Source organism: Amycolatopsis sp. cmx-4-61 (assembly GCF_046548775.1).
In the GTDB taxonomy this organism is placed as follows: domain Bacteria; phylum Actinomycetota; class Actinomycetes; order Mycobacteriales; family Pseudonocardiaceae; genus Amycolatopsis.
Genome location: NZ_JAEBEI010000001.1, coordinates 1,169,232 through 1,184,573 on the forward strand (window position 1 = coordinate 1,169,232; position 15,342 = coordinate 1,184,573).

A 15,342-nucleotide genomic window follows, 5' to 3' on the forward strand; every position below is an offset into this window, starting at 1 on the left:
TTCGCTCGCCGCCGGTAGCCTCGCCTGGTGGACTTGCTCCCGTTCGACGACTACGTGCGCTCGCTAAACCGCAAGCGCATGTCCGCCGGCGTGCTGTTCCGTGACGAGGCCGACCGCGTGCTGTTCGTCGAGCCGTCGTACAAGTCGCACTGGGACATCCCGGGCGGCGCCTGTGAAGCGGGCGAACCGCCCTGGCGTACCGCGGCCCGCGAGACCTCCGAGGAAGTCGGCATTGACCGCCCGATCGGCAACCTGCTGGTGATCGACTACATCCCGGACGACTCACGGATGCCGGAGGGGATCGCGTTCGTCTTCGACGGTGGCCTCGTTACCGAGGCCGAGATCAAAGCACTGCCAATCACGGACCCCGAGATCCTGTCGGTGGCGCTGCTGCCACTCGACACCGCAGCGCCGCGACTCAAGCCGATCCTCGCCCGGCGGATGGCGTCTGCGCTCCACGCTGCACACGCCGGTGAGTTGCTGATCTGCGAAGACGGTAGGCGCATAGCGCGATAGCCTGGTTACTGGGCGCACACAGTCGGAGGACGGATGACCGCTCACAACCCGCTCGCCGAGAACCTGACGCGCATCCGCAAGGCCCGCGACTTCTCGCAGGAAGGGCTCGCCGAGGCCGCCTCAGTCGGTGTTGACACTGTGGCGCGCATCGAACAGGGCACTCGAACGACCAGCCGCCCCGCCACTCTCCGGAAGCTCGCAGCCGCACTCGGCGTCTCGGTCGATGCCCTGCTCGGCACGATGCCGGCACCCCACTCCCGCGACGTAGACATTGCCCCGCTCCGCCGGGCGATCACCGCGGACGCGTCCATCCCCGGCCTTGAGGACCTGGCCGACACCCGCGAGCTGCTGCCGCTCCCGGAACTCACAGCCAGTGCACACGCGGCCTGGCGGGCGTACGTCGACGGCCGGCACACTGAGCTGCTGCACGCACTGCCGGTCGTCCTCGCCGATGCTCGCCGGGGCGTTCGCGACACCCGCGACGAGGAGCGCGCCGGAGCGCATCGCGTCCTGTCGACCGCGTACAGGCTCGGCGCCGGCATCGCCGGTCGGCTCGGCTTCGACGACTTGGCCTACACCTCTGCTGCTCGGGCGATCGAGGCTGCGGCCGAGTCGGACGCTCCCGAGGTCGAGGCCTCAATCTCGCTGCGCTACCTCGCGTGGACGCTGGTCCGTCAAGGTCGAGCAGAGGACGCTGAGCGCGTCGCTACGCAGGCGGCCGCCGCGATTGAACCGCGGATGCTCGACCGGGACCCGGTGCGCGCTGGTGTGTTCGGCAACCTGCTCTTCAACGCCGCAACCGCCGCCCTACGCACTGGTAGCGCCGGCCGCGCAGAGGACCTCCTTGCCGCCGCTCACGCGGCTGCGATCCGGTCACGAGGCGACACGGCTACTGAGGCCGCGATTTTCGGCCCCCGCGTCGCTGCACTCCAGAACGTCGAGCTTGCTGCCCGTGCCGGCGACCCCGAACAAGCGCTTCGCCTGGCGGTCACCGTGCCAGACACCGCGGGCGACGTGCCAGCTTTCTGGGAGGCTGGCCACCGGCTGTTGCTTGCGGCCGCAGCAACCGACCTGCACCACGATCGAGACGCGTTGGCCTGGCTCGCAGAGGCGCGAGACCTGGCGCCGGACTGGGTGCGCTATCAACCGCTCGGTAAGAACACTATGCGCCGTCTTGTCGATCGGGCCACCCGGCGCCGCGGCCGGGAGTTTGCAGCGCTCGCCACTCACTATGGTGTGGTGGAAGTTTGAGAGACGTCAGTCATTCAGTTCAATTAGATGTCAGTATCTGTTGTCCTTGAGCTTGCGGTGAGAGTTTATTTGCGCACTTAAGCAGCTAGTGTCTCAACGAGTTCTTCCCTGTCGGACCAAGGTTGCGCTACAACGTCATAACGCTTAAACGCTTCGATTGTTTCGGTTGAAACTTCGCGCTTCGTATCGTTTATAAGTGCGAGGCTACTTGTGTCGCCACGCCGTGCTTCTCGTGTGTCGTTTATGGCGAAGAGGATATTCTCAATCCTGTCTCGACGAGGACTGTTGACCACGTGTAAGAAGCGTTCAGGGGCGGTCTTTGACTTGGGAATGACGAAGTCAACAAGATGGTCGAGTCCGCTCTTTCCGGCAAACTTCGCCGCAGGAGTGTAGCGAATATCGCAGTCATCTAAGAACTTTGCCACGTCCTCAATGAACAATTTTTCGATTGTGGGCTGCGAAAGTACAAACATGTCGTCAATGCTCAGCATTGCCTGTATGAGGCTATGTAGGCGCTGCCCTAGGTCATTATTTGTTGCGCGAGTTTGCAGTTCGGACCCCTTGAGGGTGATCCCGTAGCCCGCAAGTAAGCGGTGGAATAGTTCTTCGCGCCGCGTCCCGCGACTCTCTACTCCGCTGGAGCGAAGTTCGGAGATTATATAACCGTCATCAGTTAAAAGATAACTACCAGATGATTCTTGCTCGGCATAGACTTGAATGTAGTCATTGTGCCGATCTAGGAATGGAGTTGTAAGCTCAGTTGTTCGATTGTCCATGACTTCTGTTGATACGCGCTCTCGGAGCCATGTGTGGTAGGAGCTAATTAGAAGGTCTTGACTGTCGTTCATATCAGACCTCCTTGAATGTCCGGTGAAGGCAGGTTGATTGTCTTGCAAAACCTGTCCATCGCGCTCATTATGTCCGACACCTCGGGCAGCTCCTCTGCCCATTTATCGTCGTATCCTTCACGATAAATATGCAGGTGTGGGAAGCCAATCTGTTCGCCGTCAGGGTTGCCGTGTGGTACGGCGGTACACAGTCGCGCTAACACGATGTCGCGCCTGTATCGGAGCTGGAAGCGTACTTTGCGCTTGTTGCGTAGGGGGCGACGTACGTCCAGCAGGAAGTGCTCACTACCGTCTTCACTTTCGATTTGGTAGTCATTATCAGCTCCCTGGGCCATGTCGACTTGGGTCGACAAGCTGTACACCTTGGGCAGGCGGAGAAGGTGGTCCGCCTCCCATTGCTCCAGCATCCAGCCTCCCATCGACCACGGCACCTGGAGCCTACGCGGTGCGAGATCGAACAGCGAGACATGCGTCACATGCTGGGCGTCGGCGCCTTAGGTGGGTAGCCCACGTAGCCGTCGCCGTCGCGATAGATCAGGGCAATTCCGACGCTGGCTATGAGGTCTTGCAGGTCGTCATGTGGCCTCGTGGGTAGCAGGATCGCGATGGCGGGGTTTGGTGGCGTCACATGGCGGCGGTAGTCCAGCAGTTGACCGATGGCTTCGCGTACGGCCTTCCGAGAGACGCTGCCCTTTGCTTCGTGTAGGACCTGCGTGGTCTGGTCGTACAGGTCGGTGAGCAGGGTGGAAGTTGGTTCCCTTGACCTTGATCTGAAATCGCGCAAAGACGTGGCCTTGCTCCTTCAGGAAGGCCTCATAGTGGTCTGTGAGCTCAGTCTCTCGTCGTTCAGCGACGGTGGCCGCAGAACCGGAGCGCTTGCTCGACTTCGTCTTCGAGTGCTCCGTCGGAACGATGGAACTGGTGGTCACGTCCGCCGGTACCAGCACAGCTGTGGTCGTAGGAGCTGGCGGGATCCTGTCTTCGGCTTTGGGTTCGCGGCCGTCAGCGGCTCGCATGCGAAAGACGATGACCTTGCGTTGGTTGCCGGCCTCATCGGGAGAACGTCGAACGTAGTACGGCCGGGCCGCGTCGAGAGCCATCTCGCCGACGTACCGATGCGTCTTGGTGCCCGTCCTCGGTATCTTGCCTACCGCCTTGAAGACGTGCAGGGCGCGACCCGCAACTGCGTGGTTGAGGACGGCCTTGTTCTTGGCACCGTCCAGGCCGTCGAAGGTCTGGTCGCCGTCGTTGCCGGCGCCTGTGTACTCGAAGATCACACCGTCGGCGTCCTCCTCGTCCAGCCATCCGTCAACGTAGCCGTACCGTTTGCCGGCTTCGTCGTCGGAGTAAATCAGGATGGCGTTCGAGCTGGTAGAAGGGACGATGCCACCCTGCCCTGAGCCGCCCATCAGCGTCCGAACCTCGTCGCGAGTGTAGATCTCATCCGGCTTGAGTTGCTCCACTGACATGCTGCCCCCCTGTTCGTTGGCCCTTGGTCCTGAGTCTGGCACTCACCCCTGACAGTTTCGTGGACGTCGGTCCACGGCTGCGCTTGGTAGGCCAACGGCTGCTCATTGGAGCTCGCGCGTGCTCGTGTGCCGGTGTGCCCACTCTCGACGGGTAAACAGGGGAGGGGGATCTTCACGTAGATGCCGCCCTAGGAGGCTTGCTGGCCTGCATCCCTGAGGTCGACTGGGGTCTCTGTGCGACTGCCCACGGTCGTCAACGACGGGCGTGACACCGGCGGTCATCCGTGTCAGTTCACCTGCCTGACCTGTGGCCCATGGGTGTCATAGTGAGTGACAACCGGAGGGGCTGAGCGTGGACGTTCACGGACCTTGCTGGACTGTGCTCCCGCAGGTCAGGGCCCTGCGACCAAGGTCAACAAGTGACGAATTCCGCTCGTAATGAATAGGTCAGGGGTTCGATTCCCCTAGGCGGCTCGACAAGTGGTTGGCCCCTGCCCCTCGAGGGCAGGGGCCTTTCTTGTCCGCGTGTCTTGCGGGGCTCCGCCCGCGCCCCGCCCGGAGGGCTCCGCCCCCGGCCCCCCGTCATGGTTGCGTGCGCTCGAACCCTTGCGATTCGTTCGAGGGGAACCACTCTTCCGGGTCGAGGCATGCGTAGGGCCCCGCCTGGAGGCAGGGCCCTACGTTTGAAAGAGCTACTTCGGCGGGGTCACCTTCACCACCGTGGCCTTGGCGTCACCTCGGGGAGTTCGGTAGGTGATCTCGTCGCCCGCCGCCGCTCCCACCAGAGCCAGGCCCAGGGGGCTGTCCGAGGTGATCGCGTCCGCGTCCTCGCCCGGGACCGTCACCACCTGGAACGTCTCTTCGTCTCCGTCCGGGAAGCGGAGGCTGACCACCGTGCCGTCCGGGAGCTGGCTGTTGCCGTAGCCGCCGTGCTCCATCTTGGCCGCGAGGTCGGCGATCTGGCGGTCGAGGCGGGCCGCGGCTTCCGCCCGGTCGATCACGTCCGCCTGGTCCGCCGCGTCCCCGGTGCGTTCCTGCTCGCCGGGTTGCGGCGCGAGGGCTTCCCGCTGCGCGCGCAAGTTCGCGATTTCCTTCTCCAGCTGGCTGCGCGCAGCCGGGCTGAGCCCCTTGTCCCCTGAGATCACCATGCCGGGCATTGTCCGCTGCGCGGAGCGGGGTGGCCAATCCGGTTTTTCACCCGAAAGCCGCCGACAGGACGTCTGCCCTAGGGTTTGGGGTCCGGCGTCCAGGAAGAAGGTAACGAGAATCACCGTGAGCGCAGTCCCCGGCCGCAGCGAGCGGCTCTCGCCGAACCAGCTGGCCAAGCAGGAACAGATCGTCGAAGCCGCCCGGGTCGTCCTCGCCCGCGACGGCCTCGCCGGGTGCACCGTCCGGGCCATCGCCGACGCCGGCCCGCTCACCAAGAGCGCGATCCACTACTACTTCGCCGACATCGACGTCCTCATCGACCGGGCGATGGCCGCGCACATCACCGCCTTCGCCGCCGGCCTGCGCGAGGTCGCCGCGAAGCACGACGAACCCCGCGAGCGGCTCTTCGCCGTCCTCGAGGAGTACCTGAGCGTCTTCGCCGCGAACCCGAACGCCGCCTTCCTCTGGTTCGAGTACTGGATCGCCGCCGGGCGCGCGCAGCACCCGCAGGCCATCGACGTCATGCTCACCTCGCTCACCGAGCTGCTGGCCGAGCTCCTCGCCCCGCTCGACGTCGACGACCCGCGGGCCCGCGCTCGGGCACTGCTGTCGTACCTGCTGGGCACGGTCGTCCAGCAGCGGGTGCGCCCGCGGCCGTTCGCCACGCTGCGTGCCGACATCGAGGCGCTCTGCTTCGCGAACTACGGGTAGAAACCGCCAATAGATCCGTACTGCTCCGGATTGCGCCCTCCGTCCGGCTCCGGCCAAGGTCGAGGAACCCCCGAGAGCAGGAGACGTGATGCGCACACGAACGTGCATGGCAGCGGCCGCGGCCGCCCTCTTGGTGCTCACCAGCGGTGGCCCGGCCGGAGCCGCCCAGCCCGACGGTCCGCAGGTGTACGAGGTGACCGGCGCCGCCACCGCCCAGCAGCGCACCCAGGTCGCCCGCACCGGCGCGGACATCCTCGACGCCGAAGGCGCGACGACCACCGTCATCGCCAACCCCGGCGAAGCGGCCCAGCTGCGCGCGCAGGGCTTCGGCGTCAAGGCGCTCGGCAAGGTCGACCGCTCGCAGGGCGCGGCGGCCGCCGCGGACTTCCCGGCCGGCTACACCGGCTACCACACCTACGCCGAGACCCAGACCGAGCTGCAGAAGACCGTCGCGAACTACCCGACGCTCGCCAAGCTCGGCAGCGCCGGCACCTCGTACGAAGGCCGGGCGTTGTCACTGATCAAGATCAGCGACAACGCCGCCACCGACGAGAACGAGCCCGAGGTCCTCTTCACCTGCAACCAGCACGCGCGCGAGCACCTCACCACCGAGATGTGCCTCCACATCGTGCAGCGCCTGACCAGCGGCTACGCCACCGATCCCGCGATCAAGCGGCTCGTCGACAGCACCGAGATCTGGGTGATCCCCAGCGTCAACCCGGACGGCTCCGAGTACGACATCTCCGGCGGCACGTTCCACAGCTGGCGCAAGAACCGCCAGGGCCCCGGCACCGACACCAACCGCAACTGGGGCTACCAGTGGGGCTGCTGCGGCGGCTCGTCGGGCTCGACGTCGAGTGAGACCTACCGCGGCACGGCGGCGTTCTCCGCGCCCGAGACCCGGGCCGTCTCGAACTGGGTGAACTCGCGGGTCGTCGGCGGCGTCCAGCAGATCAAGACGCACATCGACTTCCACACCTACTCCGAGCTGGTGCTCTGGCCGTTCGGGTACACCTACGCCGACACCGCCCCTGGCATGACCGCGGCCGAGGCGCAGAAGTTCCAGTCGCTCGGCAAGCAGATGGCCGCGACCAACGGCTACACGCCGGAGCAGTCCAGCGACCTCTACATCACCGACGGCAGCGTCAACGACTGGATGTGGGCGACGCACAAGATCTGGAGCTTCACCTTCGAGATGTACCCGAAGGGCAGCAGCCCGGGCTTCTACCCGCGCGACACCCAGATCGTCCCGCAGACCACGCGCAACGACCAGGCGGTCGACATCCTGATCAACGCCGCGATCACCGGTTGACCCCCAGCGACCGGCGCGGCCTGCGGATGGCCGCCTTCCCCGCTCGGCCGGGGAAGGCGGCCCTCGCGGTTTAGGGTGCGGGCATGCCTCTGTTCTCGTTCGAAGGGCTCAGCCCGCAGGTCCACCCGGACGCCTGGATCGCGCCCACCGCCACCCTCATCGGCGACGTCGTCGTGGAGAAGGACGCCTCGGTCTGGTTCGGCGCGGTGATCAGGGCCGACTTCGGCCGGATCGTCATCCGCGAGGGCGCCAACATCCAGGACAACTCGGTGATCCACGTCAACGACGGCGTCTGCGAGGTCGGCAGGAACGTCACCGTGGGCCACCAGTGCCTGGTGCACGACTGCACGATCGGGGAGCAGGCGCTGATCGGCAACGGCTCGACGGTGCTCGACAAGGCGAAGATCGGCGCGCGGGCGCTGGTCGCGGCCGGGGCCACCGTCACGCCGGCGACGGAGGTGCCGACGGAGGTGATCGCAATGGGCAGCCCGGCGAAGAAGTTCGTCCCGCTGACCGACTCGGCCCGGATGTGGGTCGAGCACAACGCGGCGATCTACCAGGAGCTGGCCCGCCGGCACCGGGCGGGCACCAAACCGGTTTGACTCTCCAGTAACTGGAGACCCTAGCTTCGGGGCATGGCTCCGAAGAAGAAACTCACCCACCAGGTCACCCTGGAACTCACCGCGGGCAACGCCCCGGTCGTCGACCTCGGCAAGATGCTGGGCCAGACCGGGGTCAACCTCGTCGAAATCAAGAAGGCCTACGACGCGGCGACGGCGGCCCAGCGCGGCGACATCGTCCCGGTCGTCGTCTCAGTGTTCGAGGACCGCTCGTTCGCGCTGCGGCTCAAGACGCCCCCGACGTCGTTCCTCATCAAGAAGGCGCTGGGGGACAAGGGTTCCGCGCGGCCGGGGCACGAGGTCGCCGGGAAGCTGACCGAACAGCAGCTGCGCGAGATCGCCGAGCGCAAGCTACCGGACCTGAACACCTCCGACGTCGAGGCGGCGATGCGCACGATCGCGGGCACGGCCCGGTCCATGGGCGTCGTGGTGGTGCCCTGACGTGCGCAAGCACGCGGTCGTGCCGCCGTTCCACGCGCTGGACCCCGAGCTCGGGGTCGCGGAACGGTTGCTGCGCCAGGGAAACCGTCACCTGTGCGGGATCGTGGCGCAGCTGCCCGATGAACACGCGGCCGCGCGCCGCCTCAACGCCGTGCTGGCCGGGGCGGGAGCGCGGCCGCGGCTCGTCGACACCGGCGTGACGTGGCGGATCGTGTACGTGACGCCGCACGCGGAGACCGGCGAGCTGGCCGCGGGCGCGGCGGGCCTGGCGGAACTGGTGACCGTCGGCGGCTGGCGGCGCGTCAAGCGCTGCGCGACCTGCGCTCGTCCGTTCTGCGACCGGACCTCCGGCTGCACCCGCAAGTGGTGCCCCGAACACCGTCGGGCTTCCAGCGCCGTGGACTAGGCTCTTACGCGCAGCAGCGACTGGCGCCATCGAGGTGGAGCACCACCGGGAAGCGACGACGAGGCCGGCACCGCGCGCCTGGGTGAAGGCCACTCCAGAGCCGGAGTACGCCATGACACACCAGCCGAAACTGACCGCACTCGCCGCCGCCGATCCCGCCATCGCCGGGCTCGTCGAGGACGAAGCCAAGCGGCAGCACGACAAGATCCGCCTGATCGCGTCGGAGAACTACGTCTCGCAGGCCGTGCTCGAAGCCACCGGCAGCGTGCTCACCAACAAGTACTCCGAGGGTTACGCGGGCAAGCGCTACTACGAGGGCCAGCAGTTCATCGACCAGGTCGAGCAGCTCGCGATCGACCGGGCGAAGGCCGTGTTCGGCGCCGAGCACGCGAACGTCCAGCCGTACTCCGGCTCTCCGGCGAACCTGGCGGTGTACCTCGCCTTCGCCCAGCCGGGCGACACCGTGCTCGGCATGGCGCTGCCGGACGGCGGCCACCTCACGCACGGCTGGAGCGTGTCGGCGACCGGCAAGTGGTTCAACCCGGTGCGCTACGGCGTCGCGAAGGAGACCGGCCGCGTCGATCTCGACCAGGTGCGCGACCTGGCCCGCCAGCACCGGCCGAAGCTGATCTTCGCCGGCGGTACGGCGATCCCGCGGACGATCGACTTCCCGGCGTTCGCCGAGATCGCCCGCGAGGTCGACGCGGTGCTGGTCGCCGACATCGCCCACATCGCCGGCCTGGTCGCGGGCGGCGCGCACCCGTCGCCGGTGGGGCACGCCCAGGTGATCACGACGACGACGCACAAGACCCTGCGCGGCCCGCGCGGCGCCATGATCCTTTCCGACGCCGACCACGCGAAGGCCGTCGACAAGGCCGTGTTCCCCGGCCTGCAGGGCGGCCCGCACAACCACACGACCGCGGCGATCGCCGTCGCGCTCGGGGAGGCGCAGCAGCCGTCGTTCAGCGACTACGCGCACACGATCGTCGCGAACGCCCGCGCGCTGGCCGACGCGCTGCTGGCCTGCGGTTACGACCTAGTGTCCGGTGGCACCGACAACCACCTGCTGCTGATCGACCTGACGAACAAGGGGGTCGCGGGCAAGCCGGCCGCGCAGGCCCTCGACCGCGCGGGCATCGAGCTGAACTACAACACGGTGCCGTTCGACCCGCGCAAGCCGTTCGACCCGTCCGGCATCCGCCTCGGCACGTCCGCGATCACCACCCGCGGCCTGCGGCCGGAGCACCAGGTCGAGGTGGCGGCGTGGATCGACCGCACGATCACCGCGGCGGCCGCGGCCGACGAGTCCGCGCTGGACACGATCGCCGCGGAGATCCGCGAGTTCCTGGCGCCGTTCCCGATCCCCGGCTACACCGCCTGAGCCCAGCTGACCGAAGGCCGTCTCCGGAGCCCGGAGGCGGCCTTCGGCGTGTCCGAGACCGGGGTCACAAAATATTTGGTTGCACGATACAAGCGTCCCGGGGAATACTTGGCTCAGACAAGTAGTTGACAGGTACAAGCAACTACGAAGAAGGCTTTCCGAGGGAGACCACCATGAGCGAGACCACCACGGCGGAAGGAGCAGCCGCTACGAACGGCAAACTGACTCACCGCCAGATCCTGACCGTGCTGTCCGGGCTGATGCTCGGCATGTTCCTCGCCGCGCTCGACCAGACCATCGTGTCGAGCTCCATGCGCACCATCGCCGACGAGCTCCACGGCCTGTCCCTGCAGGCCTGGGCCACCACCGCGTACCTCATCACCGCGACGCTCTCGACGCCGCTGTACGGCAAGCTGTCCGACCTCTACGGCCGCAAGCCCATGTACCTGACGGCGATCTCGCTGTTCCTGGTCGGTTCGCTGGCGAGCGGCATGGCGTCGTCGATGTACGAGCTCGCCGCGTTCCGCGCCTTCCAGGGCCTCGGGGCCGGTGGCCTGATGTCGCTGGCGCTGGCGATCATCACCGACATCACCGCGCCGCGCGAGCGCAGCAAGTACCAGGGCTACTTCATGGCCGTCTTCGGCATCTCGAGCGTGGCCGGGCCGGTCGTCGGCGGGTTCTTCGCCGGCATCGACACCTTCGCCGGCATCACCGGCTGGCGCTGGGTCTTCCTGGTCAACGTCCCGATCGCGCTCGCCGCGCTGGTCGTCGTCTCCAAGGTGCTGAACCTCCCGCACACCCGCGTGGACCAGAAGGTCGACTACTGGGGCGCCGTGGCGCTGGCCACCGGCCTGGTGCCGCTGCTGATCGTCGCCGAGCAGGGCCGCGAGTGGGGCTGGGGCTCCGCCGCTTCGATCGCGATGTACGTCGTCGGCGCGCTGGGTGTCTCGGCCTTCGTCTGGATCGAACGCCGGATGGGCGACGCCGCCCTGCTGCCGCTGCGCCTGTTCCGCCGTCCGGTGTTCCGGATGTCGACCATCGTCACCGTGGTGCAGGGCGCCGGGATGTTCGGGGCGATGATGTCGCTGCCGCTGTACCTGCAGATCGTCAAGGGCGCGACGCCGACCCAGGCCGGCCTGCAGATGCTGCCGCTGACGCTCGGCATCATGGTCGCCAGCCTGACCAGCGGCCGGATCATCGCGGCCACCGGCCGGTACAAGATGTTCGCGGTGGCCGGGATCGGCCTGATGGCGGCGGCGCTGTTCGCGCTCTCGACGATCACCGTCGACAGCTCGCTCGCCCTGGTCATGGTGATCGCCTTCGTGATCGGCCTCGGCCTCGGCGCCTCGATGCAGACGCTGGTGCTGGCCGCGACCAACGACGTCCGCCCGCAGGACATCGGCGTCGCCACTTCGGCGGCGACCTTCTTCCGGCAGATCGGCGGCACGGCGGGCACCGCGGTGTTCCTGTCGATCCTGTTCGGCACGGTCGGCGACCGGATCGCGAACGCCATCCGCTCGGCGCTGACCACGCCGGCCTACACGACGGCGCTGGCGCAGCACCCCGAGTTCGCGAAGCAGATGCAGAGCGGCCTCGACGTCAACGACACGTCGTTCCTCTCGACGCTCGACCCGACGCTGGCCCGGCCGATCCTGCAGGGCTTCGCCGAGTCGATGAGCACGGTGTTCCTGGTCGGCGGGATCGTGCTGACCGTGGGCTTCGCGCTCGTGTGGTTCCTCAAGGAGAAGCCGCTGTCGGACAAGTCGGCGATGGAGCAGCGCGCGGAGGCCGAGGACGCCCCGGCACTCGCCCTGGCGCACTGACCGCGTGAAAAAGGCCCCCTCGGGATCTCCCGAGGGGGCCTTTTCCGTGGGCTCAGTGGCCGCCGTCGGCTTCTTCCTTGGCCAGGCGGTCGGTCTCGCGCTCGTAGGAGCGGGCGATCTCGCTCTCGGCCTCGGTGCGGCCGACCCAGCTCGAGCCCTCGACGCTCTTGCCCGGCTCGAGGTCCTTGTAGACCTCGAAGAAGTGCTGGATCTCCAGCTTGTGGAACTCGTTCAGGTGGTGGATGTCGCGCAGGTGCTCCAGGCGCGGGTCGTTCGTCGGGACCGCGAGGACCTTGTCGTCCGGGCCCTTCTCGTCGGTCATCCGGAACATGCCGATCGCGCGGCAGCGGATCAGGCAGCCGGGGAACGTCGGCTCCTGCACGAGGACGAGCACGTCGAGCGGGTCGCCGTCCTGGCCGAGCGTGTCGTCGATGAACCCGTAGTCGGCCGGGTACTGCGTGGCCGTGAACAGGGTCCGGTCCAGCTTGATGCGGCCGGTCTTGTGGTCGACCTCGTACTTGTTGCGCTCCCCTTTGGGGATTTCGATCGTGACGTCGAACTCCACGGCGTCCTCGCTGCTTCTTGTAGATCCGGGCACCACACGTCGTGGGCGGCAACCTTCATGACTGTCTTGACGTCTCCTAGTGTGGACTACGCCCTGCCGGGGAGCCGCATCGATGTCGGCCACGCGGCATGTGAGCTTGGCCCCTCCCCGGGGCAGCTGAGAAGGAGTGGTGGGTGCCGGAAAACGACCAGCCGATGTGGCCTTCGTCGGACGAAGACCGCTCGTCGTCCGGCGCGCGGGAGACCACTCCGATGGCGCTGCCGGACGCCCCGGAAAGCGGCGGCGACCGCCCCGGCGTGCCCAAGGTCACAGGCAGTGAGGCCCCGAAGGGCTCGTGGTTCGCGCCGAACGTCCCGCCGGAGCCGATCCCCGGGCTGAACGCCCCCGCGGTGGAGCCGCCGCCTCCGCCGACGCCGGCCAAGCAGGACCTGGCCGACCGCCTCGGCCGCCGCGCGCCGAAGCAGCCACCCGCGGCCGAGCAATCGCCCGCGGCCGAGCAACTGCCCGCCGAGCAGGCTCCGAAGCAGCTCTCTTCGGCGGCCAAGCCGGCCGAAGAGAGCACCCAGTACATCCGGGTCGAGCAGTCCGAGCTGGAGCTCCCCGAGGCGTCGGCTGGAGAGAGTGCCCAGCACGCCAACCCGCTCGAGCCGAAGGCCGCTGCGCCCGGGTCGGTGGCGGAGAGCACTCAGTACGTCGAACAGCCCAAGCCCGCGGCGACGGCATCGGCTGGGGAGAGCACCCAGCACGCCAACCCGCCCGAGCCGAAGGCCGCTGCGCCCGGGTCGGTGGCGGAGCGCACTCAGTACGTCGAGCAGCCCAAGCCCGCCGCGACGGCATCGGCCGGGGAGAGCACTCAGCACGCCGAGCAGCCCAAGGCGGCGTCGGCCGCGGAGAGCACCCAGTACATCGAGGTGCAGCCGTCCGGGCCGGTGCCGGTGGTGCCGATCGAGCGCCACGTCCCGCCCCGCCAGGAGCCGAAACCGGAGGAGTCGCCGCAGCAGTGGCGGGAAGAGCTGCAGCACTGGCGCGAGGAGCAGCAGCGCCGTGAGGAGCAGCTGAGCCGCGGGCCCGCACAGCAGCGCGAAGAAGCCTCGGCCCAGCCCGCCGCGCCCTGGAGCCAGCGCATCGAACTGCGGGAGGACCGCACCGGTGACCGGCCCGCCGAACCGGGCGAGCGCCGTCCGGTGCTGCCGGAACCCCCGCGCGGGGTGGTGCCCTCGGCGTCCGCCGGCACGCTGGCGCGGCCGCAGCGGATCGAACCGGACGGGCAGCGGTTCGACGCCGAGGCCACCGTCGGCATCGAACGCCCCAGCCAGTTCCCCGGCGTCTTCCGGCAGCAGCCCCAGCAGCGCGCCGAGCCGCCACGGACCCCGGAGCCGCCCGCCGAGCCGCCGTCGCCGTCCGCGGCCGAGGCGTCGTCCGCCGGTGAGCCGCCGAAGAAGAAGCGGAAGGGCAAGCTGATCGCGCTCGTCGTGGTCGTCCTCCTGGTGCTGGCCGGCGCCGGGGTCGCCGCGGCTTCGCCGAAGGTGGCGAACCGGCTGGCCCTGCCCTGGGCGCCGAACGCGCCCAAGGGAGAGGCGCCGCCGCCGTCCGCGGCCACGCGTCAGCTGCAGGGGCCGGCCACGTCCGGCGCGACGCCGACCGCGAACGGCGTCAAGTCCGCGCTGGCTTCGGCCGCCGGCAACGGCGCACTCGGGCAGCTCACCGGCAGCGTGATCGACCCGGTGTCCGGGACCGTGCTGTGGGACCACAGCTCGTCGACCCCGGTGACCCCCGCGTCCACGACGAAGGTGCTCACGTCCGCGGCCGCGCTGCTCTCGCTGGACCACAACCTGCGCCTGTCGACCAAGATCGTGCAGGGTCCGGAGCCGGGCACGGTGATCCTGGTCGGCGGCGGCGACACCACGCTCACCAACCTGCCGCTGGGCACCGACTCCCCGCTGTACCCGGGAGCCGCGCACGTCGACGACCTCGTCGCGCAGGTCAAGAAGGCGGTGCCGGGCGTCAAGAAGGTGCAGGTCGACCTGACCCTGTTCAAGGGGGCGACGACCGCGCCGGGCTGGGAGGCGGGCGACGCGCCGTCGACCTACGCGACGCAGATGGCGCCCGTGATGGCCGACGGCGGCCGCATCAACCCCAAGGACAACAACTCGCAGCGCACGGCGAACGCGGGCAGTGCGCTCGCGTCGTCGATCGCCTCGAAGCTGGGGGCCTCGGCGGCCGGCCAGGCGACCGCGCCCAAGGACGCGAAGGTGGTCGCCGAGGTCAACTCGGCTCCGCTGACCGAGCTGGTGTCCGACCTGATGGAGCTGTCCGACGACGTGCTCGCCGAGGCCGTCGCCCGGCAGGTCGCGCTCGCGAACGGCGAGGAAGCCAGCTACGCCGGCGGGGCCAAGGCGACCATCAAGGTCCTGAAGGACCACGGGTTCGACGTCGGCGGGGTCGTGCTCTCCGACGGCAGCGGCATCTCGGCGCAGAACCGCATCCCGGCCCGGCTGCTGACGCAGCTCCTGGCGGCCGCGGCGGCGCCGGAGGGCAAGAACCCGAACACGGCGAAGCTGCGCCCCGTGCTGGCCGGCCTCCCGGTCGCCGGCGGCTCCGGCACCCTCGCCGACAAGCGGTTCGACACCGCGGCGTCGCAGGCGGGCCGCGGCTGGGTGCGGGCCAAGACGGGCACGCTCACCGGCGTGAACACCCTCGCCGGGCTCGTCCTCGACCAGGACGGCCGGGTACTGGTGTTCGCGTTCATGTCGAACGGCTCCGACACCGAACCCGGCCGCGACGCCATCGACGCCCTCGCGACGAGCCTCCGCAAGTGCGGCTGCGCCTAGCGGACGCCGAACCGTACGA

General features: G+C 68.3%; 15 protein-coding genes. 10 read left to right on the plus strand and 5 right to left on the minus strand.

Annotation, left to right across the window (positions count from 1 at the left end; all coding sequences use genetic code 11):
- Positions 1 to 27 precede the first annotated feature (27 nt).
- Positions 28 to 516, plus strand: a complete 489-nt coding sequence (locus tag ACLJOU_RS05780) for an NUDIX domain-containing protein (protein WP_410563840.1) — start codon at positions 28 to 30, stop codon at positions 514 to 516.
- A gap of 33 nt (positions 517 to 549) precedes the next feature.
- Positions 550 to 1,767 (plus strand): helix-turn-helix domain-containing protein, encoded by a 1,218-nt coding sequence (locus ACLJOU_RS05785; RefSeq protein ID WP_410563842.1) that lies wholly within the window; start codon positions 550 to 552, stop codon positions 1,765 to 1,767.
- A gap of 77 nt (positions 1,768 to 1,844) precedes the next feature.
- Here ACLJOU_RS05785 and ACLJOU_RS05790 read toward each other — a convergent pair whose 3' ends face one another.
- The 4 genes from ACLJOU_RS05790 to ACLJOU_RS05805 form a co-directional block, all read right to left on the minus strand.
- Positions 1,845 to 2,615 carry a DUF1828 domain-containing protein gene (locus ACLJOU_RS05790; RefSeq protein WP_410563844.1) on the minus strand — a complete coding sequence of 257 codons (771 nt, stop codon included), beginning with the start codon at positions 2,613 to 2,615 and terminating at the stop codon, positions 1,845 to 1,847.
- Positions 2,612 to 3,022: a DUF6978 family protein gene (locus tag ACLJOU_RS05795; RefSeq protein WP_410563846.1), complete on the minus strand. Its 411-nt coding sequence runs from the start codon at positions 3,020 to 3,022 to the stop codon at positions 2,612 to 2,614. Before ACLJOU_RS05795 ends, ACLJOU_RS05790 begins: the two co-directional genes overlap by 4 nt.
- Positions 3,023 to 3,190: 168 nt before the next feature.
- A complete protein-coding gene (locus tag ACLJOU_RS05800; protein ID WP_410563847.1) occupies positions 3,191 to 4,084 on the minus strand; it encodes a hypothetical protein in 894 nt (297 codons plus the stop codon).
- A gap of 692 nt (positions 4,085 to 4,776) precedes the next feature.
- Positions 4,777 to 5,232, minus strand: a complete 456-nt coding sequence (locus ACLJOU_RS05805; RefSeq protein ID WP_410563849.1) for a GreA/GreB family elongation factor — start codon at positions 5,230 to 5,232, stop codon at positions 4,777 to 4,779.
- Between the two features lie 124 nt (positions 5,233 to 5,356).
- Between ACLJOU_RS05805 and ACLJOU_RS05810 the strand changes: the two genes are divergently transcribed.
- From ACLJOU_RS05810 to ACLJOU_RS05840, 7 genes are all read left to right on the plus strand, one after another.
- Positions 5,357 to 5,944 (plus strand): TetR/AcrR family transcriptional regulator, encoded by a 588-nt coding sequence (locus ACLJOU_RS05810; RefSeq protein WP_013230483.1) that lies wholly within the window; start codon positions 5,357 to 5,359, stop codon positions 5,942 to 5,944.
- Positions 5,945 to 6,050: 106 nt separating this feature from the next.
- The gene (locus ACLJOU_RS05815) at positions 6,051 to 7,256 is read left to right on the plus strand and encodes a M14 family metallopeptidase (RefSeq protein ID WP_410564749.1); all 1,206 of its coding nucleotides are present in this window, start codon (positions 6,051 to 6,053) and stop codon (positions 7,254 to 7,256) included.
- 83 nt (positions 7,257 to 7,339) lie between these two features.
- On the plus strand, positions 7,340 to 7,858 hold the full coding sequence (locus ACLJOU_RS05820; RefSeq protein ID WP_410563851.1) for a gamma carbonic anhydrase family protein: 519 nt from the start codon (positions 7,340 to 7,342) through the stop codon (positions 7,856 to 7,858).
- Between the two features lie 33 nt (positions 7,859 to 7,891).
- Positions 7,892 to 8,317: a 50S ribosomal protein L11 gene (gene rplK, locus ACLJOU_RS05825; RefSeq protein ID WP_410563854.1), complete on the plus strand. Its 426-nt coding sequence runs from the start codon at positions 7,892 to 7,894 to the stop codon at positions 8,315 to 8,317.
- Position 8,318: 1 nt separating this feature from the next.
- Entirely contained in the window at positions 8,319 to 8,723 is a 405-nt protein-coding gene (locus tag ACLJOU_RS05830; RefSeq protein WP_410563857.1) for a hypothetical protein, read from the plus strand.
- A gap of 112 nt (positions 8,724 to 8,835) precedes the next feature.
- Entirely contained in the window at positions 8,836 to 10,104 is a 1,269-nt protein-coding gene (gene glyA, locus ACLJOU_RS05835; protein ID WP_410563859.1) for a serine hydroxymethyltransferase, read from the plus strand.
- Positions 10,105 to 10,277: 173 nt separating this feature from the next.
- A complete protein-coding gene (locus ACLJOU_RS05840; protein ID WP_410563861.1) occupies positions 10,278 to 11,927 on the plus strand; it encodes an MDR family MFS transporter in 1,650 nt (549 codons plus the stop codon).
- A gap of 52 nt (positions 11,928 to 11,979) precedes the next feature.
- Here ACLJOU_RS05840 and ACLJOU_RS05845 read toward each other — a convergent pair whose 3' ends face one another.
- On the minus strand, positions 11,980 to 12,492 hold the full coding sequence (locus ACLJOU_RS05845; protein WP_410563863.1) for an inorganic diphosphatase: 513 nt from the start codon (positions 12,490 to 12,492) through the stop codon (positions 11,980 to 11,982).
- 173 nt (positions 12,493 to 12,665) lie between these two features.
- Here ACLJOU_RS05845 and dacB point away from each other — a divergent pair, with 173 nt between their 5' ends.
- On the plus strand, positions 12,666 to 15,323 hold the full coding sequence (gene dacB, locus ACLJOU_RS05850; RefSeq protein ID WP_410563865.1) for a D-alanyl-D-alanine carboxypeptidase/D-alanyl-D-alanine-endopeptidase: 2,658 nt from the start codon (positions 12,666 to 12,668) through the stop codon (positions 15,321 to 15,323).
- Positions 15,324 to 15,342: the final 19 nt, after the last annotated feature.